The 25,196-nt window shown below is 59.8% G+C and carries 24 protein-coding genes; 11 read left to right on the top strand and 13 right to left on the bottom strand.

Features of this window, described 5'->3' with window-relative positions; translation table 11 throughout:
* Nucleotides 1-42: 42 nt before the first annotated feature.
* On the bottom strand, nucleotides 43-2,733 hold the full coding sequence (locus JOE65_RS10505) for a heparinase II/III domain-containing protein (RefSeq protein WP_205163120.1): 2,691 nt from the start codon (nucleotides 2,731-2,733) through the stop codon (nucleotides 43-45).
* Nucleotides 2,734-3,879, bottom strand: coding sequence for a non-hydrolyzing UDP-N-acetylglucosamine 2-epimerase (wecB, locus tag JOE65_RS10500; RefSeq protein WP_205164154.1), 1,146 nt, complete (start codon nucleotides 3,877-3,879; stop codon nucleotides 2,734-2,736). It lies immediately after the preceding gene.
* A gap of 437 nt (nucleotides 3,880-4,316) precedes the next feature.
* On the opposite strand from wecB, the gene JOE65_RS10495 reads away from it, so the two are divergent.
* Nucleotides 4,317-5,849, top strand: a complete 1,533-nt coding sequence (locus JOE65_RS10495) for a hypothetical protein (RefSeq protein WP_205163119.1) — start codon at nucleotides 4,317-4,319, stop codon at nucleotides 5,847-5,849.
* A gap of 8 nt (nucleotides 5,850-5,857) precedes the next feature.
* On the opposite strand, the gene JOE65_RS10490 is transcribed toward JOE65_RS10495, so the two are convergent.
* Complete coding sequence (locus JOE65_RS10490) at nucleotides 5,858-6,097, bottom strand: hypothetical protein (protein WP_205163118.1); 240 nt, start codon at nucleotides 6,095-6,097, stop codon at nucleotides 5,858-5,860.
* A gap of 219 nt (nucleotides 6,098-6,316) precedes the next feature.
* On the opposite strand from JOE65_RS10490, the gene JOE65_RS10485 reads away from it, so the two are divergent.
* Both JOE65_RS10485 and JOE65_RS10480 read left to right on the top strand, forming a co-directional pair.
* Nucleotides 6,317-7,291 (top strand): DAK2 domain-containing protein, encoded by a 975-nt coding sequence (locus JOE65_RS10485; RefSeq protein ID WP_205164153.1) that lies wholly within the window; start codon nucleotides 6,317-6,319, stop codon nucleotides 7,289-7,291.
* Nucleotides 7,281-9,488, top strand: coding sequence for an ATP-dependent DNA helicase RecG (locus tag JOE65_RS10480; RefSeq protein ID WP_205163117.1), 2,208 nt, complete (start codon nucleotides 7,281-7,283; stop codon nucleotides 9,486-9,488). Before JOE65_RS10485 ends, JOE65_RS10480 begins: the two co-directional genes overlap by 11 nt.
* Nucleotides 9,489-9,507: 19 nt before the next feature.
* Here JOE65_RS10480 and JOE65_RS10475 read toward each other — a convergent pair whose 3' ends face one another.
* Nucleotides 9,508-10,050 (bottom strand): hypothetical protein, encoded by a 543-nt coding sequence (locus JOE65_RS10475; RefSeq protein WP_205163116.1) that lies wholly within the window; start codon nucleotides 10,048-10,050, stop codon nucleotides 9,508-9,510.
* 56 nt (nucleotides 10,051-10,106) lie between these two features.
* Between JOE65_RS10475 and rsmD the strand changes: the two genes are divergently transcribed.
* The 3 genes from rsmD (at nucleotide 10,107) to JOE65_RS10460 (ending at nucleotide 11,944) form a co-directional block, all read left to right on the top strand.
* Nucleotides 10,107-10,691, top strand: coding sequence for a 16S rRNA (guanine(966)-N(2))-methyltransferase RsmD (rsmD, locus tag JOE65_RS10470; RefSeq protein ID WP_205163115.1), 585 nt, complete (start codon nucleotides 10,107-10,109; stop codon nucleotides 10,689-10,691).
* 55 nt (nucleotides 10,692-10,746) lie between these two features.
* Nucleotides 10,747-11,415 carry an AIM24 family protein gene (locus JOE65_RS10465; protein WP_205163114.1) on the top strand — a complete coding sequence of 223 codons (669 nt, stop codon included), beginning with the start codon at nucleotides 10,747-10,749 and terminating at the stop codon, nucleotides 11,413-11,415.
* A gap of 70 nt (nucleotides 11,416-11,485) precedes the next feature.
* Nucleotides 11,486-11,944: a PGPGW domain-containing protein gene (locus JOE65_RS10460; RefSeq protein WP_205163113.1), complete on the top strand. Its 459-nt coding sequence runs from the start codon at nucleotides 11,486-11,488 to the stop codon at nucleotides 11,942-11,944.
* Between the two features lie 21 nt (nucleotides 11,945-11,965).
* Here JOE65_RS10460 and JOE65_RS10455 read toward each other — a convergent pair whose 3' ends face one another.
* The gene (locus JOE65_RS10455; protein WP_338021613.1) at nucleotides 11,966-12,763 is read right to left on the bottom strand and encodes a spermidine synthase; all 798 of its coding nucleotides are present in this window, start codon (nucleotides 12,761-12,763) and stop codon (nucleotides 11,966-11,968) included.
* 25 nt (nucleotides 12,764-12,788) lie between these two features.
* Entirely contained in the window at nucleotides 12,789-13,994 is a 1,206-nt protein-coding gene (locus tag JOE65_RS10450; RefSeq protein ID WP_205163112.1) for an aminotransferase class I/II-fold pyridoxal phosphate-dependent enzyme, read from the bottom strand.
* Between the two features lie 70 nt (nucleotides 13,995-14,064).
* Here JOE65_RS10450 and coaD point away from each other — a divergent pair, with 70 nt between their 5' ends.
* On the top strand, nucleotides 14,065-14,571 hold the full coding sequence (gene coaD / locus JOE65_RS10445) for a pantetheine-phosphate adenylyltransferase (protein WP_205163111.1): 507 nt from the start codon (nucleotides 14,065-14,067) through the stop codon (nucleotides 14,569-14,571).
* Nucleotides 14,572-14,578: 7 nt separating this feature from the next.
* On the opposite strand, the gene JOE65_RS10440 is transcribed toward coaD, so the two are convergent.
* Genes JOE65_RS10440 through JOE65_RS10425 form a run of 4 tightly spaced genes read right to left on the bottom strand, consistent with a single transcriptional unit; the run spans nucleotide 14,579 to nucleotide 17,865 of the window.
* On the bottom strand, nucleotides 14,579-15,619 hold the full coding sequence (locus tag JOE65_RS10440) for a sulfate/molybdate ABC transporter ATP-binding protein (protein ID WP_205163110.1): 1,041 nt from the start codon (nucleotides 15,617-15,619) through the stop codon (nucleotides 14,579-14,581).
* Nucleotides 15,616-16,413, bottom strand: a complete 798-nt coding sequence (locus JOE65_RS10435; protein WP_338021612.1) for an ABC transporter permease — start codon at nucleotides 16,411-16,413, stop codon at nucleotides 15,616-15,618. The genes JOE65_RS10440 and JOE65_RS10435 overlap by 4 nt, the downstream gene beginning before the upstream one ends.
* The gene (gene modA, locus JOE65_RS10430) at nucleotides 16,410-17,225 is read right to left on the bottom strand and encodes a molybdate ABC transporter substrate-binding protein (protein ID WP_239536691.1); all 816 of its coding nucleotides are present in this window, start codon (nucleotides 17,223-17,225) and stop codon (nucleotides 16,410-16,412) included. The genes JOE65_RS10435 and modA overlap by 4 nt, the downstream gene beginning before the upstream one ends.
* Nucleotides 17,226-17,256: 31 nt before the next feature.
* Nucleotides 17,257-17,865, bottom strand: coding sequence for an ElyC/SanA/YdcF family protein (locus JOE65_RS10425; RefSeq protein ID WP_205163109.1), 609 nt, complete (start codon nucleotides 17,863-17,865; stop codon nucleotides 17,257-17,259).
* Nucleotides 17,866-17,979: 114 nt separating this feature from the next.
* Here JOE65_RS10425 and JOE65_RS10420 point away from each other — a divergent pair, with 114 nt between their 5' ends.
* Genes JOE65_RS10420 through mutM form a run of 4 tightly spaced genes read left to right on the top strand, consistent with a single transcriptional unit; the run spans nucleotide 17,980 to nucleotide 20,417 of the window.
* Complete coding sequence (locus JOE65_RS10420) at nucleotides 17,980-18,549, top strand: YceD family protein (protein ID WP_205164149.1); 570 nt, start codon at nucleotides 17,980-17,982, stop codon at nucleotides 18,547-18,549.
* Nucleotides 18,550-18,551: 2 nt separating this feature from the next.
* Complete coding sequence (gene rpmF, locus JOE65_RS10415; protein ID WP_205163108.1) at nucleotides 18,552-18,755, top strand: 50S ribosomal protein L32; 204 nt, start codon at nucleotides 18,552-18,554, stop codon at nucleotides 18,753-18,755.
* 12 nt (nucleotides 18,756-18,767) lie between these two features.
* The gene (gene rnc, locus JOE65_RS10410; protein ID WP_205163107.1) at nucleotides 18,768-19,466 is read left to right on the top strand and encodes a ribonuclease III; all 699 of its coding nucleotides are present in this window, start codon (nucleotides 18,768-18,770) and stop codon (nucleotides 19,464-19,466) included.
* Entirely contained in the window at nucleotides 19,467-20,417 is a 951-nt protein-coding gene (gene mutM, locus JOE65_RS10405; protein ID WP_205163106.1) for a bifunctional DNA-formamidopyrimidine glycosylase/DNA-(apurinic or apyrimidinic site) lyase, read from the top strand.
* Nucleotides 20,418-20,423: 6 nt separating this feature from the next.
* On the opposite strand, the gene JOE65_RS10400 is transcribed toward mutM, so the two are convergent.
* Genes JOE65_RS10400 through JOE65_RS10390 form a run of 3 tightly spaced genes read right to left on the bottom strand, consistent with a single transcriptional unit; the run spans nucleotide 20,424 to nucleotide 25,074 of the window.
* On the bottom strand, nucleotides 20,424-21,392 hold the full coding sequence (locus JOE65_RS10400; protein WP_205163105.1) for an NAD-dependent epimerase/dehydratase family protein: 969 nt from the start codon (nucleotides 21,390-21,392) through the stop codon (nucleotides 20,424-20,426).
* Nucleotides 21,389-24,055: an alpha/beta fold hydrolase gene (locus JOE65_RS10395; RefSeq protein WP_205163104.1), complete on the bottom strand. Its 2,667-nt coding sequence runs from the start codon at nucleotides 24,053-24,055 to the stop codon at nucleotides 21,389-21,391. Before JOE65_RS10395 ends, JOE65_RS10400 begins: the two co-directional genes overlap by 4 nt.
* Nucleotides 24,049-25,074, bottom strand: coding sequence for a 3-oxoacyl-ACP synthase III (locus JOE65_RS10390; protein ID WP_205164148.1), 1,026 nt, complete (start codon nucleotides 25,072-25,074; stop codon nucleotides 24,049-24,051). The genes JOE65_RS10395 and JOE65_RS10390 overlap by 7 nt, the downstream gene beginning before the upstream one ends.
* Nucleotides 25,075-25,196: the final 122 nt, after the last annotated feature.

Raw genomic sequence — 25,196 nt, 5'->3', positions numbered from 1 at the left:
CGGGTGATACATCTGAGAGAGTGAGAGGACAACCGAAGCTTCTTAGCTATCCTTGGAAGCAATGTTTATTAATCGTGTTGTAAACGCGCAGGTTTTGCGATCGCTACTAGAACGACAATAGATTCTCACTCGATACCGACCAGGTTCAAGCTCGTTGAATGCGACCACTTCATTGGCTGAATAGTGTATCTTTTCGACTAATTCAGTTCCTCTAAATAGACTAAAGGCAGCCTGCAAGTTCGTTGGCAAATACACCCTAAGTCTGACGCTATCTACTTCTTCGCCCTCAGTGAGCGCATAGGGTAGAAAAAATTCACTCTGCCCCTCCATCCATTGTTCGAGGCTCGCTGATAAATACAATCGGAACGGTCTTCCAATGTCCCCGTGAGTCACGTTTGGGAGGACTGTGACATTTGGCGTCGACGTCATCCCGTCGACCAGAGGCACGACATGGTTTAGGAGGTGGTGGTCTTTTTCACCGACCAGAATAAATATTTGACTATCAGGTGTAACCGTCCGTGCTATCTCGGGCACTATTGAATTCAGTCGCTGAACGTCTTCAGCGGAGGTCCCACCAGCCATGAACTCGAGAATATTCGAGTGCGGTTCAGCGACGAAAGAGCCGATCCGTGTTTGGGGCGCTCCTACGATGATGCGGCCCACATTCAAGCTGATGCCGTGAATAAGTGCTGCTGTGCCGCCTTTGGATGAGCCAGCGGTGGCAATGTGATCTGCTTCGATTCCCAAATTCTTCGCTACATCGCTGATGAGACGCTGAACGCTCCGAAATATCGCCTCTGATCCATGGTCTGAGTGGTAGTAGGACCCTTGATCGCCAAAGTCGTCGAGGATGTAGAGCGCATTGACGTCTACTTCGTCAACGGTCGCCTTGTAGTTGTAGGTAAAGTCTCCCGGTTGGTTGATAGCGGAAAAAATCACCACTAGGCGAGTTTTACCTCTCGCGGAGGCTGCACGTTCTAAAAGATAGTTGACTGGTATCTCAGCGTCGAATCTCTGCCACTCGCTATCGACACCCGACAGCCCGCGATCCACATAATTGAAGCAACCTCCCGATAACCGAATGGTCGTTTTCAGTTCGGCGTTGGTTCCTTCGAAGTTGAGGGCGATGGTGGTTGTGGGGACAGCTTCACCGAAGTTCGGGAATCGCCAGCCCAGTGGCCGCGGTTTCATGCGGCCTTCGTGTAAGGACAGGCGGAGTGGGCAGTTCGCACGAACCATCAGATCCAACACCTTGGCGCCCTCGTGGAACAGTTCGAATCCGTGTCCATGGGTAACTACTTCTACCTCCGTGCCCAGATGCCACAGGAGTTGATAGTTGTGTTCGTTCTCGCTTGTGATGATGTCTGTGACGTCGAGCTCGGAGACGCCTTCGACCTCACGAATATTCAGGACCCGTTGATGAACGACATCCTCGTACCTCGCATTTGTCCCCACTACGCTAAAGCCATCGGGACGCTCTCCGGTGCAGGTCAGCGTCACCTTGTCCTTTTTGGCGTCCGTCCGCGGAAGGCTCCGGCCGTCTACGACAAGGCTGTTGTGTGAAAATTGTGAGAACCCATACTTCGTCAAGGGGTCTTGGTAGTTGTAACCATATGGACCTGCTTCACTCAGAAGGTCAACACCGCCGGACCGCAAAAACAGACTCAAATCATCAGAGTGCTTGTGATAGTCGGCGTTGTACGCTGCTGAGAAGAAAGCGAAGGTGCTCGCGGAATCACCCCACGCTGAACGGTACATGGCATATCCAGACTTGGGAAGGACGAGCATCCGTTTTTTTGGCTTGGTGCCCTTCCGTCCTTGGGTGGACGCGAAAGCAAACTCGGGGCTCTGGAAAATCGATTGCATGCCCGAACGTGAGAGGTCCAGCTGTTGCGTATCGCTGACTGGAGGATAAACGCCGTTGGGCATGATGGCGTGCGTGGCATACGTCTCGGCATTGCTTATCAGTGTGGCGTAGTAGGCGGCGTCTTCATGACCGGCGGCTGCTGCAATACGCTGCACAGAGGCCACATGGCGGGAGACCATTAGATGATAGGTGGGTGTGTTCTCAACGTGTACGCCTTCTGCGGTAAAACACTCGCTGAAATATTCCTTGAGCCGGCGCATGGCCGTAGTGAAATAATCTTCACGGATACCCAGGCTGTCGGTCGACGACATGACGGCGTAATAGGCGAGAGCAAGATCCTGGAACATGCCGTGATTATTGCCCGAAGCATGGAAGTTCGGCTTGGCCAACAGCTCCGCTGTCGATCGCATCAGTGGAGCAATGATTGTATCAACGCCCTCCGGCGCTAACGGCGTCAGGGCGAGTTCGAGGGAGATCAGAGCTATGAGCCGCTGGGCCGTTGTTTCATCGTGAAAGGCCATCGTGGATGAGTCTGCGGGTTCTTCATACAAGCCGCTCCAGCGCTGAACTATGCCGAGTGCGGCCTCCACGGCGTTCTGTCGAGTGCTATCCGAGGGGTCCTCGAACACGGTGCCGTACCAGTCACCGAAGAAAATAAAGCCATGGAGGAATCGCCCAAGACTGCGATTCTCCTCGGTGGCCCACATGGCGCCGTTTGCATAGGGGACAGAACCGAAGGCTGACGTTGCGACGATATGTGAGTCGAGGAACTGCTGTGCTCGGTCCCGAGCTGCGTCGCCCCTGCTCCGTGGAAGCAACGGCTCCACAATGGTTCGGAGGACAGGTAGTTGTTCTTTCTCGAACATTCAGTTGCTCGTGAACTCGTCCGCACGATTTCCGAGCCCTAGCAGTGCCTCTATTGCAGCAATACTTCGTCGTGCGGCAGCTCCGTCACCATATGGATTGACGGCGTTTGCCATCGAATCGAAATGTGCTGCGTCCGTCAATAGACTCGAGACCTCGTCGTAGATACGGCCCTCGTCCGTACCTATTAGGCGCACTGTTCCTGCAGTGACGGCCTCCGGGCGCTCTGTGTTTTCACGCATCACCAGTACAGGCTTTCCCAGGCTAGGCGCTTCTTCCTGCACACCGCCGGAGTCGGTCAGCACAATGTGTGACAGGGAAAGTAGTCTGGTGAATTCGCCATAGGCCAGGGGCTCGGTGGTGAGTACATTGTCCAACCCCTGAAGCGCCGGCAATACCGCTTCGCGAACAGCGGGATTCTTGTGCATCGGAAGGACAACCAAGAGGTCTGGATTGTCTGTGGCTATGCGGGCGATGGCGCGCGCCATTCCGCGCATCGCGTTACCCTGGTTTTCGCGGCGGTGCGTCGTCACCAATAAGATCTGTCGCCCTGTATCCGCTATTTCCTCGAGCTTGGGATCCGTGAAGGGGATCTGTTTCTGTACTATTTCCAGCAGTGCGTCAATGACGGTATTTCCGGTCACGACTATGTCTGACACCGCGATGTTCTCTCCGAGGAGGTTCGCCTTACTGATGGCCGTGGGTGCCAGATGCAGGCTGGCAATCTGGGAAGTCATCTTTCGGTTGGCTTCTTCGGGAAACGGAGAAAACAGGTCTCCACTCCTCAGCCCAGCCTCAACGTGGACTACTGGAATACCACGATAAAAGGCAGCGATAGCCCCTGCAGTGGACGTAGTGGTGTCGCCTTGGACAACAACGACATCCGGAGCATTTGCTTCAAAGAGCTTGTCCAGCCCACCAATGGTTTTCGTCATGATTGAATTCAGCGTTTGTCGCTGCTGAATGATGTTTAAATCGTGATCAGGAACAATGTCGAAGAGTTCGTTCACCTGATCCAGCATCGCCCGATGCTGCCCAGTAACTGTCACAACGCAGTCCAGCACTTCAGATTGCTCGAGCGCCTTAATGATGGGCGCCATTTTGATGGCCTCTGGCCGAGTTCCGTAGATCGGCATGACGACAGGCATGTAGTCCCCCACATAGGTAGTTAAAGAGTCCCACTGAGTCTACAGACTCGATTCGATTCATGGACACTCGAACTCTCGCGATGGCCACCTGATATGGTGGCATCGCTCCGCAGCGGGACTGCCAGCATCACCCTATGAGTCAAGGTAATTTAATGCTCAACGCGCCAGTAATCCATTGTAGTCGTAGACCAAACCCGGACCTAGACATCTATCGTATTGATGACAACGTATACGTAGCCAACTTTGCTGGCTCGTTGTCGAGAAGCCGTTACTCGGCTATCGGTGCCCATGGAGCAGGACGAGTATATGGGCGGTTCGTCGACAGCCCTGACACTCTCGCACCTCTCCTTCGTCCGGATCAGGTGGATACGCACTCGCTCGGTGAGAACATTCGGGGGTCATTGTGTCTCTATGTATGGGACCGAAGTGAACGCCTGATGAGTATCCTGCCCGATCCTCTTGGTGGTGGCCTCGTTTTCGTGCACGACGACGAAGACGGTACTTCCATGTCATCTGATCTGCATAGTCTCATCATATTTTTGGGTTCCCTCGGAAAGAAGCCGGCAAAGTCTTTGGCGTACTTAGCATCCATAATCTCGACAGGTAATGGAGGCCTAGTTCCGGCAAGTTACGAGAATATTAGTGTCCTCGAACAGTTTGATTTCGCCGAAATCGACCGCGAAGGAGTTCGAATTGAAACCTATACCGCCAAGAACGAATTCTTTGAGCGCAATATTTCGTTCCACGATTCGGTTGACATAACCGCAGGCGAAATTCGCATGAACCTGGAGGTAGCTTCCTCCTCCGAGTATCAGTCTAAAACCGCTCATCTGACTGGCGGTTTCGATTCTCGTCTCGTCCTTGCGGGACTCACCGCTACAGGTTCTAGCGACCGCTATAGATTTTTCTGTTCCGGACGGAAAGACTCGCCGGATAAATCGGTCGCGGAGAAGCTCGCGGCGGAATTTTCGTTGACGATGACAGAGCACCCGGGCGGACGCGCAACCGTGGCTCCGTCTTCCTTCAAAGATAATTTCTTGAAGCCTATGCAGTACTCTGCCGGAATAATTCCAGGCCAACTCATGGGTCCTATCACAGCGGACATCGGAGGCTCGATCATACTGAGTGGTGGCTACGGTGAATGTTTACGGTCATTCTACGGGGCGGGTGGCGGTCTGGTAGGGCGGAAGGGTGCTCAAGAGGCAGCGCGAAGTATGTGGGGAAACACCGGTTTTTCGGAAGACGCTTCGAATTCGCTACTATCCCGGAGACTTCAGGACCATCTTGTCGATCAACTTAGTCTACTGATCAAGTCCGCTAAAATGCTGGGTATTCGTGACGAAGCGGTCTTGGACTACCTGTACTTGAATACGAGAAATCGGTACTACGTTGGGGAAATATCTCGACTTTGGAGCAGCGATGTGGCGAGATTTGATCCGCTCTATACCCTTTCTGGTCCGGCTACGGCCTTATCAATGGATGTCGTGTCCAGGGCCGCTAACGTACTGGGGTTCGATCTGATGATTAAACTCAATCCACACCTCGCTAGCCTTCCTTTCGATACGCCGAGGTACAGTGATGAGTATGTTGCACTGCAAGGTATCCCTGTATTGAATGATTTTGATGTTCGAGGTTCACCTAAATACGATAATCGTAAAGTGGTTGCACCAGAGGGAAGCCCAGGTGCAGCGTTCCCTAGAGCAACGGAAGCGCAGGTTGAGAAGGCGACGAAATTGCGCGCGTCGGTTCAGCAGGTTGCTGGTCTGGGAGTGGTTCGCGAACAATGCCGCGAAATGCTACAGGGGATTGGACGACAACGTCTCGAAGAAAACTTCAATTATAAGATACTGATGCGTCTCATGACTGCGGAGCTTAACAATAGACGACACATTCGGACGGTGTACAACATCTACACGAGCTTATTGTGGTATTACGACGAACCAGAAGGTATTCGTCTGACTGCCCGGTAGATTTGTCGTCACGTCACGACCAGCAGGATCAGCAATGAGACAGCAGCGACGACAGCGAGGGTAAAAACGGAGCCGGCAATGAATTTCTGTTTGCGCAGACGTCGTTGGCGCTCCGCCTGACGTTCTGGGAACGTGGCGGCGGTGCTGGTCTGGTCCGTGATTCCACCACCGGAGTTGCGCTTACCCGGGGTCACCGGGGTGACCATGTGGCGGGCCGCGGGTTGGTCCGCATAGCGGTCCTTAGGCATCGCCGCTCCTCAATACGTGTTGCATCCCGGTCAACTATAGCGACCGCACAGTTTTGCCGCAGTTACCAACCGCGCCACCAAACCGTTACCCGCGGCTGTCCCACCCCTGCTGTAAGCTCTTACTGGCCTGAAAAGCCACATTCGTCGTGCAACATGAGCCGCAACCGTCATTGGGGATGGACCACCGTGCAAACTAGAATCACCGCTAACGCTCAGGCTATGCGGCGATGGCTCGCCAAGGCGGAAGAGTCTCTCGGCAACCACAGTGACCGGCTCAATGCCATCAACATTTTCCCGGTCGCGGACGGAGACACCGGTACCAACCTCTACCTCACGGTCAAGGCCGCATCCAAAGCTGTCCACGATGTAGAGACGCAGGATATCGGCGAGCTACTCGGCATTGGTGGCCGCGCCGCCATGGAAGAAGCGCGTGGCAACTCCGGCACCCTGTTCTCTGTATTCCTCACGGCCATGGCAGAGCCCCTGCAGAACGTAACACGGCTCACCGGCCCTCTCCTCGCCGCGGGCCTCCAGCGCGCTCAGCTTCGCAGCTGGTCCGCTCTCAGTGACCCCGTGCCGGGAACCATGCTCTCCGTCCTGGAAGAATGCGCCCACGCCGCCTCCACCGCGGAAGCGGCGCAGAGTGGGGATGACAGCAACAACGGCCTCGCCACCACCCTCACCGCAGCGGTGGACGCCGCGCTTGCTGCAGTGATCCTGACTGAAACTCAACTCGGTGCTCTCACTGCCGCCAAAGTAGTCGACGCCGGGGGAGTGGGCTTCCTGCTCATCCTCGACGCCCTGCGCGCCGCCTCCCTCCACGAAGAACGGCTCGAAACACTCCTCGACGGCCTCCATGGCTACGGTGTCCAGGACCCACACATCCACGGCACCATGCCAGACGACGACGGCGTGGAGGTCATGTGCACCATCAACCTCACCCCGCTGGATGCGGCCACCCTACGCATGAAGCTGGACGAACTCGGCGACTCCGTCATCATGAGCGCCGTCCAGGCCATCGATGACACTACGCACCGGTGGCGAGTCCACGTCCACCTCCCCGACGCGGAATCTGCCCTCGAGCTCATCCGAGCCACTGGGGAACCCACCAACGTCAGTGTCACCTCACTCGCCGCCGCCGGAAACACCGCCGGAACGGACACGGGGGACGTCCCCGGCAACGATGGACACTAGGCTCCCGGCAGAACTGGATTTCCCGCTGGAACGCAGGCTCGGCAAGCCCACCGCCAGCAAGCTTGAAAAACATCTACACCTTGAAACGGTGGGAGAGCTCCTCCAACACTTCCCGCGCAAGTACCTCAAACGCGGCGAACTCACCCCCATCGCCGATATGCCAGTCGGTGAAGAAGTCACCCTCATAGCCCGAGTGCAGGCCATCAGCTCGCGCCGGATGCGTCAGCGCAAAGGCATGCTCGTCGAAGTCACGATCGCCGATGACAGCGGCACAGGATTCGGCTCCATGTCGCTGACCTTCTTCAACGGCTACACCGCAGAGAAGCAGCTCAGTGTGGGAACACGAGCCATGTTCTCCGGCAAATCGGACCTCTACCGAAGCCGTCTCACGCTCACCAACCCTGACTTTGTGCTGCTGGCCGATGATGACCAGGACCCCTCCTTGGCGCTACAACCGGTCCCCGTCTACGCCGCTACCGCAAAAGTGCCCAGCTGGACCATCGCCCGCAGCATCGGGCTCATCCTGGACAGCATGGATTGGGAATCACTCCGGGACCCGGTACCCGAAGATGTAGCGCACCGCCATCACCTCATGCCGCTGCGCCGCGCCTACGAACTCATCCACCGGCCCACCGAAATCGAGGAAGCCTACCGTGCGCAAAGCCGCTTCCGCTTTCAGGAAGCCCTCGTCCTCCAGACCGCACTGGCCCGTCGTCGTGCGCTGTCCGCCCAGCAAGAGGCCATTGACCGCCCTCAACACCCCGCCGGCCTGCTGGATCGCTTCGACGCCAGCTTGCCTTTCACCCTCACCAGGGGACAGGACGACGTCGGTCAGACCCTCAGCACTGAACTAGCGCAACCGCATCCCATGAACCGTCTCTTACAGGGTGAGGTTGGCTCGGGAAAAACGGTGGTCGCGCTGCGGGCCATGCTGCAGGTCATCGACGCCGGCGGGCAGGCAGCGATGCTGGCTCCCACGGAAGTCCTCGCCGTCCAGCACTACCACTCCATCCGTAAAACCCTAGGGCCCCTGGCCGAGGGCGGCATGCTCGGTGGAGACACGGACGGAACACGCGTGGTTCTGCTGACCGGTTCCATGACGACGGCGCAGCGAAAAGTGGCGCTGCTTGAGGCGGCTTCCGGGGACGCAGGAATCATCATCGGCACCCACGCGCTGCTTTCCGAGAACGTCTCCTTCTACGACCTTGGGCTGATTGTGGTGGACGAGCAGCACCGGTTCGGCGTTGAGCAGCGCGATCTCCTGCGCGCCAAAGCTGCCCGGCCACCGCACCTGCTGGTCATGACGGCCACCCCCATACCGCGGACCATTGCCATGACGGTGTTTGGTGATCTGGAAACCTCCACCCTCTCCGAGTTACCGGCCGGACGCGCGCCCATCTCGACGCACGTGGTGGGGCTGGTAGAGAACCCCGCTTGGGTCAACCGCATCTGGCAGCGCGCCCGTGAAGAGATCGACGCCGGTAGGCAGGTCTACGTGGTGTGCCCCAAAATCGGTGAAGCGAACGATGACGACATGCCGCTCCCGGCAGATGGTGCAGACACAGCCGAGGACAAACAGCGGAACATCGCCTCTGTAACCGCCATCGCCGAACTGGTCATGACCGTTCCATCACTTCAGGGCACCCGCATCGGTGTGCTGCACGGCAAACTCGACAGCACGGAGAAGACCGAGACCATGGCCGCCTTCACCGCTGGGGAGATCGACCTGCTGATTTCCACCACGGTCATCGAAGTGGGAGTTGATGTCCACAACGCAACGGTCATGGTCATACTCGACGCTGACAGGTTCGGAATGAGTCAACTCCACCAGCTCCGCGGACGAGTTGGCCGCGGCGGGCTTCCCGGGACCTGCCTGCTGGTGACCCAACTGGAACCGGACCATCCCAGCCGCGAACGCCTCGATGCAGTGGCTTCGACAACGGACGGTTTTGAACTCTCTCAGAAGGATCTTGAGCTGCGCCGAGAGGGCGACATCCTGGGAGCCTCACAGTCAGGCGGCAAATCCACTCTCAAGCTGCTGCGCGTCATCAAAGACGAGAAGACGATTAACAAGGCTCGTATCGAAGCCCGCGAAATCATCGACGCCGATCTGCACCTGGAACAACAGCCAGCACTCCGGGCTGCGATTATGGCCTACATGGACCCCGAGAAGGAAGCATTCCTTGAGCGAGGATAGGCCACGCTCAAGTTCACTCCTACGCAAGGGCAGTCGCTCTCCTGATGGCCGCCAACCGCTCCACTTCGCTCAGGGCACCGGCAAACGGACTCATTTGCCTCATTTCGACAGCGTTGGCATCATCTGCCAGCATCCGGCTGTCGAGCGTTTCCAACGTTGCGTTTAACAACTCTCGCCAATCGTTTATCCATTGTTGCGCTAGAGGGTTGCGCTGTCTCTGTTGCATGAGGTCCAAATTGCGCAGGCCAATGCTGCGTAAGTTCTGCTCATCTGAACGCAGCTTCCTACTGAGTTCCACGTGCAGTTCATAAGGTATCCGTTCTTCACGGCGCCGAAGGTGATGCCGCCGGAGCTTGGCAGCTTTGACCGCTGCTTGCACCACTGCTGGGCTAACGCCAATGTGCGTTGCCACCTGCCGGATGGGCAGACCCTCCATATGGAGGGAAAATATTGCTTCCTGACGTCTTCGGGACGCATTCATCATGGCGACCCTTGCGCTCTCGCTTTCATCCGCGCAACTGATAGCTTCTTCGAGAAGCTCCTCAAAATAGCTTGTTACCATGACTGTATGGTACCCCCATACATACCTTGTCTCAAGACCGAGGATAGGCTGAAGCCATGACTCGCATCATCGCCGGAGCTGCCGGCGGCACAACGTTGAACAGTGTCCCCGGAACCGCCACCAGGCCAACCACTGACAGAGTCAAGGAAGCTCTCTTTTCGCGGCTCGACGCCTACGGGGTCTTGGCGGACGCACGCGTCCTGGACCTCTTTGCCGGATCGGGGTCCCTCGGCGTCGAAAGCGCCAGTCGCGGAGCGGCCTCCGTGGAACTGGTGGAACTGGCGGAAAAGGCTGCTGACGTCTGCCGCAGCAACGCCCGCATTGTCAACAAAGCCCTCCGCCGGAACGTCGTCTCGGTGACCCGCACCAAAGTGGAAACATTCCTCGCCCAGATCGGGGGACCGTGGGATGTCGTATTCATGGACCCGCCCTACCCGCTCAGCGACTATGCCCTGAGTTCCATGCTCGAAGCGCTCACGCCCAGACTGGCAGAAGGCGCCCTCGTCGTCGTCGAACGTTCCAAACGATCCAATGAACCAGGCTGGCCCAGTGGACTGGAATTGTTCGCCGAGAAAGCCTACGGCGAAACAAAACTCTGGTTCGCTGAACCGCCTGCCAGCCTCGACGTGAGCGCACCCTGACGGCATACTAAGGCGAGCAGCAATACCGGCAGCGATCGACAAAGGACCACACTTCATGCGCAGCGACCTCTTCAACGAACGTAACCAGGAAACGCAGACCACAGAGCGGTGGGCATTACAGTCACCCCGCATGCTCCGCACCGTCCTCGGCGATGACATGATCGCCACCAAGGGTGCCATGGTGGCGTTTCAGGGAGACATCACGTTCAACCACGAGGGCGCCGGCAGCGTAGGCAAAATGATGAAGAAACTCCTCACCAGCGAGGACGCCCCCATGATGCGCGTCTCCGGACAAGGGGAAGTATTTTTTTCCCGGCAGGCCAACAACATTTTCCTGATGCTCCTCGAAGGTGATTCCATCTCGGTTGCCAGTAAGAACCTGTTGGCCATGGACGCCAGTATCGACTGGGACATCAAGCGAGTCCAGGGCGCGGGTATGGCCAGTGGCGGACTGTTCAACCTTTTGTTGCAGGGCCACGGTACGGCCGCCATCTGCTGCGAAGGTGAACCCCTCATCCTGGATTGCAGTGTGCAGCCAACCTTCGTTGACGCCCAGGCTGTCGTCTGCTGGTCAGGGAACCTGGTTCCTCAGGTTCACAACTCCATGAACGTGCGCTCCATGCTGCGGGGAGGCTCAGGCGAAGCTTTCCAACTGGCCTTCCACGGTCCCGGGTTCGTCGTGGTCCAGCCCAGCGAAGGCGTCCCCGTCCCCACACGCTCTTGAGGCTTGCGGCGTCCGTGAGTCACGGATGCACGATTTCTAGCGCGATGTCAGCTGTGGCATGATTTCTACCATGACGGAGCGTCGACGCAATCACCACTGGACGCGTCGAACCGGCATCGAAATACTGGGTTGGTCCCTCGTGGTTGTTGGTCTCGCCGCGCTGGTTCTGCCCGGTCCTGGCCTGCTGATGGTCAGCGCAGGCCTATTTGTTCTCTCCCAGCAGTACGCCTGGGCCGAACGCCGCCTCCACCCCATCAAACGCCAAGCGCTCAGAGCTGCCGAAGAAGGCGTCCGCACCACCTTCCGCATCACCGTCGCCTGCCTCAGCGCCCTCACCGGCACGCTAATCGGCGTCTACTGGTTCCTCCAGCCGCCCGCGCCGGGCTGGTGGCCACTGAAGGATGAATGGTGGCTATTTGGCGGCGTCGGGGTTGGTATTAGCCTTGTCATCTCCGGTCTCATCGCCTTTAGCCTCATCTTTTACAGCGTCCACCGATTTCGGGTTCGTGGCGAGCTCCCACCGCACTAATCGACGTCGGCCCTGATGCATCTAGTGGCCAAAGACTGCCGCGTCCACACCCGTACGAACTGCCGCCGGATGCGGACCCCTCTCCAACAGGGCAGCCGTCCAATCATGACGCCATCGATCGTTCACCGCGGCGAACACAAGATTTCCCGGGTAACGTCCGCTGAACACTGAAGCGTCCGCCATCACGGCCACATCGCCAGCTGTTTCCAGCAGCAAGTGCGCCTGCCGCCGCGCGAAATCCAGCGGAGGATCATCGCCCACATTCACCAGCAGTACGCCGCCGGGGGAGAGCAACCGCAGGAGCTCCCCGTAGTACTCTGCGCAGGCTAGATGCGCCGGTGCATCCGCGCCAGCAAAGATATCGAGAACGACGACGTCGAACGTGCCGGCAGCAAACCCGTCAGCCTCGCTCCGGGCGTCTCCGATGCGCACTGTGAGGTCTGTCCCCGGAGGCAACGGCAGGTGCGCCAGCACAAAATCGAGTAATTCCCGCTCCAACTCCACGACATGCTGGACAGAGCCGGGCCGCGTCGCCTGAACATAGCGGGCCAGCGTGAGCGCTCCAGCGCCAAGGTGCAGCACATCGATCGGAGCTTCGGCCGGGGCCACCAGATCCACCACATGAGCGATCCGCCGCAGGTACTCGTAGAAGACCTCATCCGGGCTGGCAAGATTCACATGCGATTGCTGAGCATCACCCATGCTGAGGATGTAGGCACCATCAACCAGGGCATCCGGGTCAATGACTGCGTGTGCGCCGAGCGACTTCAGGAAGCGCGATGGAACAGCTCCACCAGGGCCTCCGGCGTGGCCACTCACAGCACAGCCACACCGTCTGAGCAGATCACAAGCGGTCTCGGAGCCGCGAGAGCCGTTCAGCCGCTTCTTCCAGGAGAGGCACCCGCTTACAGAACGCAAACCGCAGCAGCGACGAATACTGGGTGTTCTCCGGCGAACAGAACGCCGACACCGGAATGGCACCAACACCTACCAGCTCCGGTAGCCTCAATGCCAGCTCTGCCGCGTCCGAGATCCCCAGCGGCGCTGTGTCAGCTGTCACAAAGTACGTGCCCTGCGGAACGTTCGCTTCCAGTCCCGCTGACCGCAACCCGGTCAACAAAATGTCGCGCTTCTGCTGGAGCGCGGCAGCCTGATCAGTGAAAAAGGGATCCTCCAAACCGAGCCCCGTGGCAATGGCCAACTGAAACGGCGTGCCAGAACAATAGCTCAGGTACTGCTTGACGGTGCGGACTCGCTCCAAGAGCTGGGCAGGACCACTGAGCCACCCAACTTTCCACCCGGTGAACGAGAACGTTTTCCCCGCAGACGAGATCGTAATGGTGCGCTCCGCCGCACCCGGGAGCGTCGCCACCGGAATATGGGGCACGCCAAACGTCAGGTGCTCGTACACCTCATCGGTGACAACGACGGCGTCGTACTTCTGCGCCAACGCCACAATCCCCTCCAACGACTGCCTGCTGAACACCGCGCCCGTGGGATTATGCGGATTGTTCACCACAATGATCCGCGTCCGCTCGCTGAAAGCCGCCTCAAGTTCGTCAAGATCCGGTTGGAAATCCGGCGCTCGCAGGGGAGCGGTGGTGTGAGTGGCCCCGGAGAGCCCCGCAATAGCGCCGTACGCGTCATAGAACGGTTCAAACGTGAGCACCTCATCGCCTGGGCCCGCCAAGGCAAGGATGGTTGCGGCTAACCCTTCCGTAGCTCCGGTGCTGATGATGACCTCGGTCTCAGGGTCAGGAGAAAACCCGTAGAAGCGCTGCTGATGCGCCGCGACCGCCTGCCGTAGCTCCGGAACGCCCTTGCCCGGCGCGTACTGGTTATGCCCATCGGCAATGGCGCGCTGCGCAGCTTCCTTGATGACCGCAGGCCCATCCTCGTCCGGAAAACCCTGCCCCAGATTGATCGCCTGATGCTGCCCTGCGAGCGCCGTGACCTCTTCAAAGATCGTGAAAGTCAGCTGTCCGTCGTCGCCCAGCAGGTTTGCACCCGCGGCTGTCCGCTGCCATGGTTCGCTTACTGAGGAGTTCATAGACCCCAGTATTGCAAGACAGCATGGCCAGGGGAGAACCATCCACGCACTTTACGGGTAGATTCGATGTATGCGACGCGCCGTATGCCCAGGATCATATGACCCCATACACAACGGACACGTGGAAGTGATTGCCCGTGCGGCAAGCCACTTCGATGAAGTGATTGTGGCCGTATCCACTAACTACTCCAAGAAGTACCGTTTCTCCGTGGACGAGCGGATTGCCATGGCGTCCGAAACGCTCGGTTACCTGCGCGGCATCACCGTGGTTCCCATGGGCGAGGGGCTGTTGGCGGAATTCTGTCGTGAACACGGCGCGGATGTCATCGTCAAGGGAGTGCGCTCCAGCGTCGACTTCGAATACGAAGTGCCCATGGCCACCATGAACCGGCACCTCACCGGCGTCGAAACCGTGTTTCTGCCGGCTGAAAGTAGCTACACACATTTGTCATCGTCGCTGTTGAAGGAAGTACAGAGACTGGGCGGGGACATTTCCGGGTGCGTCCCGCACGCGGTGCAAAAACGCTTTCAGGCACAGCGCAGTGCACTGACCGAACAACAGAACGACGGCGCCTAAACTCTGCTCAGAGCGGGTACAGCTGAACTTCGGTGGACTTCACGGCGAAGAACACCCTCATGCCCGGCGCCAATTCCAGCTCCGCAACCGATGCCGGAGTGACATCCGCTGCTAGGTAACCGGCCCGGACGCTCATCACCCGCCCGTGAGATTCCAGATCCGTGATTGTCACCGGAAAGACATTGCGTGGACTGCCCTCAACCGGCTTGTCGACAAAAACCGAAACAGCCCCCGGACTGAAGACGGCCGCCGCAGCGGTGCCAGCAGCCAACGGGTCACCGGTAGCTGCGCTCAGGCGCTCGCCGTGGGCCGTGACCAGTCCCGTTGCGTCGGCGGTGCCGATGATCAGGTTCAGTCCGGCAAGTCCGGCCGCAAATTCGCTTCTGGGGTGTTCCAGCACCTCCCGGGTTGGGCCCAGTTCCACCACCTTCCCGTCCTCGAGCACCATGACGCGATCGGCCAACATCAACGCGTCCAGCACGTCATGGGTGACTATGATGGCGCTGCGGCCGGTTAGCACCCGTCGCAGAGTGCGGCGCAGGGCAGGAGCCACAGCAACATCCAGAGCTGCCATGGGCTCATCGAGCAGCAGCAAACCAGGAGCCGCCGCAAGCGCCCGCGCCACCGCAACGCGCTGTCCTTGACCACCGGATAACTGTGCCGGCTTCCGCTGCGCGAACTCCGTCGCCTCAACCTCCTCCAACCAGCGCAGTGCAGTTATCCGCGATTCCCGGCGCCCGGCCCCGGTGCTTCGCGGACTGAACGCTACGTTCTCCAGCACGCTCAAGTGCGGAAAGAGCAGCGGTTCCTGGGCCAGGAGACTGACGCCGCGGCAGTGCGCTGGTAGTGACCGGCCATCATCAAAAAGGGTGCGCCCGTCCAGAACAGCAGCGCCGACGTCGGGCGTCAACAAACCTGCCAACAGAGCCAGCAACGTGGACTTACCCGCGCCATTGGGTCCAAGGACGGCCAGCGTTTCGCCGTCGGCCAGCTCAAAGTTCACCTCGAAATTCCGGGACTGGACCTTCGCGCTGAATTGCAGGCTCATCGGCGCGCCTCCCCGTCCCGGACCCGGTGCGCGAGCGTCACCACAATGACGGCCACCGCCACCAGAACCAGTGAAAGCGCGACGGCGGCATCCGGGTCAGTCTCGCGCTGCAGGTAGATTTCCAGCGGGAGTGTCCGTGTGACACCCTGCAGGCTCCCGGCAAAGGTCAGCGTTGCGCCGAACTCTCCGAGCGCGCGGGCGAAAGACAGCACGACCCCGGACAGAAGTCCCGGCAGGACCAGCGGCAGTGTGACCCGGCGCAGAACCGTCGTCGGGCTGGCCCCCAGAGTTGAGGCAACGGCCTCGTACCGGCCGCCGGCCGAGCGAAGCGCACCCTCGAGGGTGAGGACTAGGAACGGTAACGCCACGAAGGTCTGTGCCAGCACCACCGCCGTCGTGGAGAATGCGATCTCAACCCCCAGCACCTGCAGCCCGGAGTTCAGCAGACCCTGGCGCCCAAACGTATACAGCAGTGCAATACCGCCGACGACGGGCGGCAGCACCAACGGCAGCAGCACCAACGCGCGCAGCACCCTCTGGCCCGGGAAGTGGCTGCGCGCCAGGACAAGCGACATGGGCACACCGAAGAGCACGCAGAGCACAGTGCTGATGAGCGACGTCTGCAGACTCAGCTGCAGCGCATCCACCGAGGATTCCGAAGTGATGAGAGCACCGAACTCGGACCACCGCACGCTCGAGACCATCGCAGCCAGAGGCAGAAGGATGAACAGGGCGCCGACTAAGGCCAGAACAAAGATCCAGCGGGGGATAGCAGGGCGCGTGCGGAGACTCACGGTTGCGGCTCACCGAATCCGTGGCCGCTGAGAACCTGCTGTCCGCCTTCACCGGTCACGAAGTCAACGAAAGCCTCCGCCAGTTCCTCGTTCCCGTCTTTGATCGCAGCAATTGGATAGCGGTTGACCGCCTGGCCTGCTTCAGAAATGGGGACCTCGTCAACGGCGCCGTCTGCCGAGGCAATATCCGTGACATACACCAGGCCGGCGTCGGCCTGTCCCGTACGGACTTTCCCCAGGACATCCGTCACCGAGGATTCCTCACTGACCGGGGAAATCTGGATTCCGGTGATGTCCTGAAGAGTCTGCGCCGCCGAACCACAGGGGACCTGCGGCGCGCAGACCACCGTTGTTACGTCAGCTGATGAAAGGTCGGCAAAAGAGCGGATACCAGCCGGATTCCCTGCGGGCACCGCAATGGTCAACGTGTTGGTGGCGAAGATACGGGGTCTTTCCGCGATCAGGTTTTCCGCGCGGACCGTGGACATCGTGTCCTCATCAGCGGACGCAAAAACATCCGCCGGGGCACCGGAGATGATTTGCGTGGCCAGATCCGAAGACCCTGCGAAGCTCATCCGCACCGATACCCCGGGATGCTGTTGCTCAAATCCGTCAGCGATCTCCTCGAACGAATCCTTGAGCGACGCAGCAGCGAACACAGTGAGGGTTCCGGACGTTTGGCCAGAATCAGCCCGGCTGCCGTTGTCCGTGCCTTCACATCCTGCTAGAAGGCCGATAGCGGCCAGCGCGGTCAACAGTGTCGTCAGCAGCGCACCGGACCGCCGCTGACGCACGTCAGGGCTGGGCATCATCGGTTCGGGTATAGACGGTCATGGCGCAACTCTACTGAAGAAGCGGTGTTTCGCAGGCAGGACGGACATACGAGGCGGCCAGCGCAACAGATTCCTCCACGAACCGGCCCAGCCACTCCGCGGGGCCGAACTCCGGGTTCGAGGGCGCCATGACGACGTCGACTGTTGAGCACTGCTCGATATTGCGTTCCGCGCGGGCCAGGTGATAGGTGGACGTGACCACCAGAATGCGCTCCCAATCTTGGTCCGCGCTCAGGCGTGCAATGGCCCGTGCTTCGCCGCGGGTGGTCATCTGTGGCGGAACAAAGCAAAGAATCGCCTCTGACTGCTGTCCCGTGCACGCGTCGTCAGCGCGGGCATTGCCCGGAGAGTTGGTCTGCGAGAGGACAATGACCGGCGCATAACCGGACGCATAGAGTTCATGACCCCGCGGGAGACGCTCATTGCTGGCACCACCGAGGACAATGATGGCGTCCGCCGGAACAGGCTCCTCGACCTCCGGGTTGAAGAAGAGAAACCAGCAGGCGAGTAGCCAGAGCACAACAAGGGCTGACACCATGGATACGAGCCGAAAGGGGAGATATGCCGGAGTCAAGATCCCGTGCGTCGGACCAGACTTGGCGGCAGCGGAATTCGACACGCCAACCAGCCTAGTACCATAGGTGGTTTGGGTCTGACAGTCGTCTCAGGCTAGAATGGCATGTCGGTCATATGTTCTACAGGAGTTCTCATTAGCAGCGATCTCAGTTCGCCGTTGGTTTTCAACGTCAAGGATCTCGGGCGTAGCCCGGGAAGTATGCGAACACTGGAAGAGCAGGTGTCTGCGCCGGGTGACCTCGGCGTGGCGCTGATTGGTGTGCAGGAAGGTTCCCCCGTGGACCTTGAACTGCGGCTAGAGGCAGTACATGAGGGAATTCTGGTTTCCGGTAGCGCTTTCGTCCACGTGGCGGGACAGTGCGGCCGGTGCCTCGAACCTATAACGTACACGCTGGACGCCAAGGTGCAGGAACTGTTCTACTACGCGGACACTGAGGTGTTCGAAGGTGAAGAGCAGGAAGATCAGCACCGGATAGAGAACGGTACAATCGATCTCGAACCCGTGCTGAGGGACGCAGTTGTTACCACGCTGCCGTTCCAGCCGGTATGTCAGGAAGACTGCCAGGGCCTGTGCTCCGAATGCGGAGTGCGCCTGATGGACAACCCTGATCACCATCACGAAGTTTTGGATCCACGCTGGGCGGCCCTCGCAGGGCTAACCGGCAGCTCAGATGTTGAAGATGCATTTGCAGCAAGTACAGAGTCAGACAAGAGAGAAGAGAGTTAGCCGTGGCTGTTCCAAAGCGGAAAATGTCCCGCTCGAATACACATTCCCGCCGCTCGCAGTGGAAAGCCACTGCGCCGAACCTGGTGAAGACTGTTGAGAACGGCCGCGTTACTTACAGCCTTCCCCACCAGGCCAAGGTCGTCACCGACTCAGCTGGCACGGAGTTGTTCCTTGAGTACAAGGGCCGCAAGGTAGCCGACGTTTAGTTCTTGAACGTCATGCCTTCAACTGAAGAGCTTTTGAAGCGTCTCGGAGTCACTATTGACCCCGGGACGCTTCGTCTTGCCCTCACGCATCGTTCCTACGCGTACGAAAACGGTGGTATCCCCACTAACGAACGCATGGAGTTCCTCGGCGACGCACTGCTGGGGTTCGCCGTGACGGATGCCCTGTACCGGGACAACCCAGACCGCTCCGAAGGCGAACTCGCCAAACTGCGGTCCGCCGTCGTGAGCACCCGCGCTCTCGCCGGTGTTGCCCGCTCACTGAGCCTCGGCGATTACATCCTCCTGGGGCAGGGCGAAATCCTGACCAACGGCAAGGACAAATCGTCCATCCTTGCGGACACCATGGAAGCCATCATCGGGGCAACCTACCTCTCCCACGACATCGAAACCGTCCGGCAGATGGTGATGAGACTGATTGCGCCCCTGCTCAAGGACGCCGCAACGCTCGGTGCCGGAACGGACTGGAAAACGAACATCCAGGAATTCGCGGCCAACCGTAAACTCGGGGCCATCGACTACCAGGTCACAGGCACTGGACCGGACCACGCCAGGGTCTTCGAGTCCACCCTCTACATTGGCGGGCAACCCTACGGCACCGGCGCCGGCTGCTCCAAGAAAGAAGCTGAGCAAGAATCCGCCTCGGCCACCTGGAGCATGTTCAGCGCGCCGGCCGAAATACCCGCAGACTAAATGCCTGAACTGCCTGAAGTCGAGGTAGTCCGCCGCGGTCTGGCCAGCTGGGTCGCAGGACGAACCATCACTGACGTCGACATCCTGGACCCACGTTCCACCCGGCGCCACCTGCCAGGCCCCGCAGCACTGCGCAGTGAACTAATGGGGGCACGATTAGCCGACGCAGTGCGCCGCGGTAAATTCCTGTGGCTTCCACTGACTCATGGTCCTCATGACACAAACCGGCCGCCGTCACTAGCGCTCATGGCACATCTGGGCATGAGCGGCCAACTACTGGTGGAAAACGCGGACCAGCCTGATGAGAAGCACCTCAAGGTTCGTTTTACGCTCAGTCCCTCCGGCGGCATGCCTGGTGAACTGCGTTTTGTGGACCAACGAATTTTCGGCGGAGTGTTCCTCTCCCCCTTGGTGCCGTGCTCAGACGGAAAGCCTGGTGGTCAGTCCACCCAGCCGTGGCCCGTGGTTCCCCAAGCCGCCGCGCACATAGCGCGCGATCCGTTGGATCCCGAATTCTCGTTTGACGAGTTCTACCGCCGGTTGCGTCTACGGAAAACCGGCATCAAGCGGGCCATTCTGGACCAGGGCCTGATCTCGGGCATTGGTAACATTTACGCCGACGAAGCGCTGTGGGCTGCCAGGCTCCACTTTGCACGGCCCACTGACACTCTGCGTCGTGCGGAGGCCGAGCGGCTCGTGAACGCGTGCATCGATGTCATGGCACGGGCTCTCGACGCAGGGGGAACAAGCTTCGATTCGCTCTACGTCAATGTGAACGGCGCGTCCGGATACTTTGAGCGATCCCTCAACGCGTATGGCCGAGCCGGTAAGCCATGCCCGCGATGCGCGGCGAACGGCACAGAAACGCTGATGCGCCGCGATCAGTTCATGAACAGATCCTCATACACGTGCCCGGTGTGCCAACCGCGCCCCCGAAACGCCCGCTGGTAGCCAGGCTCAGCGGCCGTAGTGCGCTGCGAGGTGCCGTAGACCCTCGTCAATGCTGACCGATGGCTTCCAGTCCAGCAGTTCCTGCGTCCGGCGTTGATCGAACCAGTGCGCAGTGGACATCTGCTCGGCCAGGAACCTGGTCAACGGGGGCTCGTCCTTGAGCCCGAACCTCTCCCAAGTCTTCTCAACCACAACGCCGGCAATCCGGGCAACACCGCCGGGCAAGCGCAACCTCGGCCCGGGCACGCCACCTGCTGCGCAAATCCCGGCCAGCAGCTCACCGATCGGGCGAGGTTCACCATTGGTCACCACGAGCGCACGTCCGCGAATAGCTGACATCCGTTCCAGCGCCGCAGCGATCGCTGACGCCGCGTTGTCAATGTACGTGGTGTCGATCAGTGCAGTGCCAGAATCCATCAGCGGAAGCCGGCCAGCAGCTGCGCGAGCCAAGACCCGTTCCACCAGCTGCGTGTCTCCTGGGCCCCACACAATGTGGGGTCGGAGAGCAGAGGTTTGAAAATTCGGGGCATCAGCGGCGAGCACGGCGAGTTCGGCCTTCGCCTTTGTCTTCGCGTAGTTGCCGCGGGCCAGATCTGGGGTTGCAGGCTCGGCGCCGTCACCGGAAATTGGGGCGCCGGTATGGGCCACTGACGGAGAGGAGATGAAAAGTAACTTCCCAACGCCGGCCCTTCGAGCGGCGTCCAGCAGCAGGAGTGTCCCATCCACGTTGATTCGCTGGAACTCATGAAGACGCCCGGCCACAGAGACTTTCGCGGCCAGATGAACGACGGCGTCCATACCCTCAACAGCCGTAGCAACGGCCCCTGCATCGGTGATTGAACCCGCCACATCTTCGGCTCCCTTGACACCGGAGGGACGGCGCTGAAAAGTGCGAATATCATGGCCAGCGGCGATGATCTGCGCAGCAGCGGCACCGCCGAGCATGCCACTGGCACCTGTGACAAGAACTTTCACAACCGCTGTACTTTTCCACCGGCCAGAGTGCGCTCGGCCCAGAGCGCAACGCGCGTCCTGTCGATCTTGGCGTTGTGCCGGATATCTGTGGGAAGAGATCGGACGGTCAGCACCGCTGCCAGCGGAACCCCCGCCGTTTTAGCGGCTGAACGCGCGGCCGCGGCAACCTCTGGTGCTGCCAACCCTGCGCGGGTAATCGGGGGATCAGTGACCAGGACGGCAACCGCTGCTTGCGTTCCGGCCGGGCCAACACCGACGACGGCGGCCATGGTGATTCCCGGCAAGCCCTCCAGTGCTTGTTCGATCCCCACCGGAGTAACGACGCCGTCGGCCGTGGTCAGAACGTGGCCAATCCGGCCCTCCACCCACAACCGGCCCTTCGCATCAAAATGTCCTACATCGCCGGTTCGGTGCCAACCAGAATTACGGGCGCTGTCCTGCTGAGTCAGCCATAATCGGTGATATCGATCTTTCACATGGGGTGCTTGCACCAGGATTTCGCCGGTGACCTGGACGTCACTGGTGAGTGGTCCGTTGGCCGTGCCGGTGTGGTCCAGGGGACTGAGCACAATGTTGACACCCTGAACGGGGTGTCCCACGCAGACACCGTTTCCGGCTCCAGCCACGTTCCCAGCCAGCACGTCCGCGGTTGCGGAACGGATGTGTTCCAGATCAATATCGCTCACGGGCAGGGCTTCTGTCATGCCATACGGGGTGTGCAGCGACGCCTTGGGCAGAATCTCCTGCAGAGAGGTCAACAAGCGCTCCGAGACGGGGGCACCGGCTGAAAGCAGTAGCCTGACCGAGGACAGCGCGCCACGGCCCTCCGTCGTAAGATCGGGCGCTGTTGCGAGCACGTTCTGTAGGGCAGCGGGGGACGCGAAAACTGTAGTGGCGTCGATGGCACCGGCGGCGTCCGCCAGAGCCTGCGCACTGAGCGTCCGCGGGGCAGTGACATCCATATCTGGTGTGATGGACGTGGTTCCAAGGGCCGGGCCCAGCAGAGCAAACGGCGCAAATCCGGCTACGAGGCCATGTCCGGGTCCCAGACCAAACGTCGACGCCACGGTATCGCGCATACCAGTGAGCTGCCGGTGGGTGTATACGACGCCCTTGGCTGGACCGGTGGAACCCGAGGTGAAAAGGATGGCTGCATCGGCGTCGGGATCCGCTGTCGGAGTAATGGCTCCTGACGTTTGGGCAGGCGTCGGTGCGGCCGTGAGCTCAGCGATGGAGGTTTCCACCGATAGGAGCCTGCGCTGCGCCTTCGGAAGTGGGTCAACGCTGATTCGGCGTCCTGGCCAGCTGAAGGTCTTTGCGGCGATCAGGGCACGGCTGATGCCGATCAGGAACTCCGGTGAGGTGCTCTTGACGGCGCGGCTCATGCCACGCACACCCAGCCCTGCGTCGGCGACCACGATCACGGCACCGAGCTTCAAACAGGCGTAGAGCACAATCGTGAGATCCACGCCGGGCGGGACCATCAGGCTGATTCGGCTGCCGCGGCGAACACCTAATGCATGCAAGGACTCCGCCAAGGCAGAGACGCTGGCGGCGAGTTGCTGCCAGGACAGCGATCGCTTGATCGCTCCGTCTGCGCCCATATCAGCCGTGGCAATACCCGGTGCTGTGGCACCGGCAGCCAGTTCATCAAGGTGGTGCCACATCGGGGTGAAACTGCCGTCGTCGTCGGGCGTTTCCTTGCCCGAGTTCTCTGGCTTCTCAGGCTGACCCGGCTGACCCGGCTGACCCGGCTGGGCGCGGAGCCAGCGGAACAGGGTGCCTGCAACGTCAGCGTCTTCGGTGACCAGATGGCTGGCCCGCTCAAAACGGTGGACAGCGGCGTGGGGGAGTCGCCGGCACAGATCCTCAAGGTAGCGGTCCGAAAAAATCGGGTCCTTGGGTCCCCAGAGCATCAGAGCCGGAGCATCAAGGGTACGAATACCCTCGGCGATCTCCTTGAGAGGCGCATGGCTGGGGTGATTCGGTGAGGCTGGAATGTCTGCAACGAAGTTGGCGATCCCCTGCCGGCGCGCCGATGTCTGGTAGGGGGCCTCGAACGCGCGGCGAACGTCCTTAGGCAGTGCCGGTTGTGCCAGAGAGTGGGTAATCGAAAGGAACGCTTTGCTGTGCTGGGTGCCCCAGCGGTGAATCAGCGGATGAAGGGCGGCACGTAGCGGCGCCGGGATCTGTTCGGCATCGTTGTGATGGATAGCAGTGTTAGTGAGCACCAGACCGGCTAGACGGTCCCGGTTTCTGTGGGCGAATCCCAGGCTGATGACACCGCCCCAGTCGTGGCCCACGGTGATGATAGAACCTGTGATGCCAGCAGCGACCGCGAAGTCCTCAAGGTCGGTCACTCTGTCGGTGAGACGACGGAACCTGCCGGTGCGCTCAGAGAAGCCCATGTCCAGCTGATCAACAGCCACTACCCGGTAACCGGCAGCTGCACCCTCTGACAGTAGGGAACGCCACCCGTAGGACCAGGTGGGGTTGCCATGGACACACAGTAGCGTCGGTAAATCTGTATCCGCAGAAGCCAGACTGCTGGCGTTATCTAGATAATGCCACCGGTTCACCACCCCGGAGCCGTCAACAGGAGCAGATGAAGGAACGTCAATGTAGCAGGACCAACCCGGCTCCACGCCCGGCAGTGCTACCACGCAATCTCCATCATCGTGGTGTTCAGGCCCGAACCCACACCCATACACAGAACGCGGTCTCCGCTCTTCAGGGTCTGCGCCTCCTGTGCCAGCGTCATGGGAAGTGAAGCCGGACCGACGTTGCCCCACAGGGGGAACGTCATGGGAACCCGGTCACGGACCAGGTTCACCGCTTTAATGATGGCGTTCGTGTAGGAGTTGGACACCTGATGGGTGACATAGCGGTCCATGCTCCGCCAGTCCCATCCGTCGATGAATGCCTCGTTCCAGGCGTTCACCACAAGCTCCAGACCGCCGTCGAGCAGTCCTTTGGTATCGGTGAACATGCCGTCCACCCCGCCCACGCATAGCCCGTGGTGCTCTGTCCCCGCACGGGAGACGCCGCCCAGAATGCGGTGAGCCCCGGGGTGAGCGTCAGCCGGGCCGATGACCGCGGCAGCAGCGCCTGAACCCAGCGTGAGAGTGGCAAATTCGTTCAGGAAGTCCTGCCGCGTGGAGTCTTCGCGGTTGAGGCGCTTGAACGTGGCCTCCTGAGTGCCCTGCGCGTCCTCGCCGGCAACAATCAGTGCGTACTTGATCTGACCAGAATCAATCATGTTCGCGGCAAGAGTTATTCCGTTGACAAACCCCAGGCAGGCATTGGCCAGATCAAAGTTGAGGGCCGACGACGGCAGGCCAAGCCGGTGATGAATCTTGACAGCTACAGAGGGCTCAAGGTTTCTGCGGGTGACGGACGTATTGATTAACAAGCCCACCTGTCCCGGCTCAATGCCAGCCTCAGCTATAGCCTTGGCACCGGCCTCAATCGCAGCATCATCGAAATCCGTTCCCGGAGACCACCAGCGGCGCTCAACAACACCGGCAACACGTTCAAGAAGGCGCTTGGACAGCCGAAGCCTTTTCAGGCTCGGAGCCAAACGCTCATCAAACTCGGCCGAGCTGACAACCACCGGAGCTTCTACGCTCGTAACAGCCAGCAGGGCCGTGTTTTCATGTCGAAACGTCGCGTTACCGGTCAAATTTCCTGCCTTGTTCACTAGCGTGTGCGCCCCGGAATCTAACGACTCCCCCTGAAAGACTAGTTCCTTAAGTATGGAGAATGCACAATTATATGATGTTTCCTACCGCGTGCTTCAGCCGG

The sequence above is a fragment of the Arthrobacter roseus genome (assembly GCF_016907875.1).
GTDB lineage: Bacteria > Actinomycetota > Actinomycetes > Actinomycetales > Micrococcaceae > Arthrobacter_J > Arthrobacter_J roseus.
The sequence above is the reverse complement of the archived record's forward strand: the minus strand, read 5'-3'. Positions and strand labels throughout refer to the sequence as shown.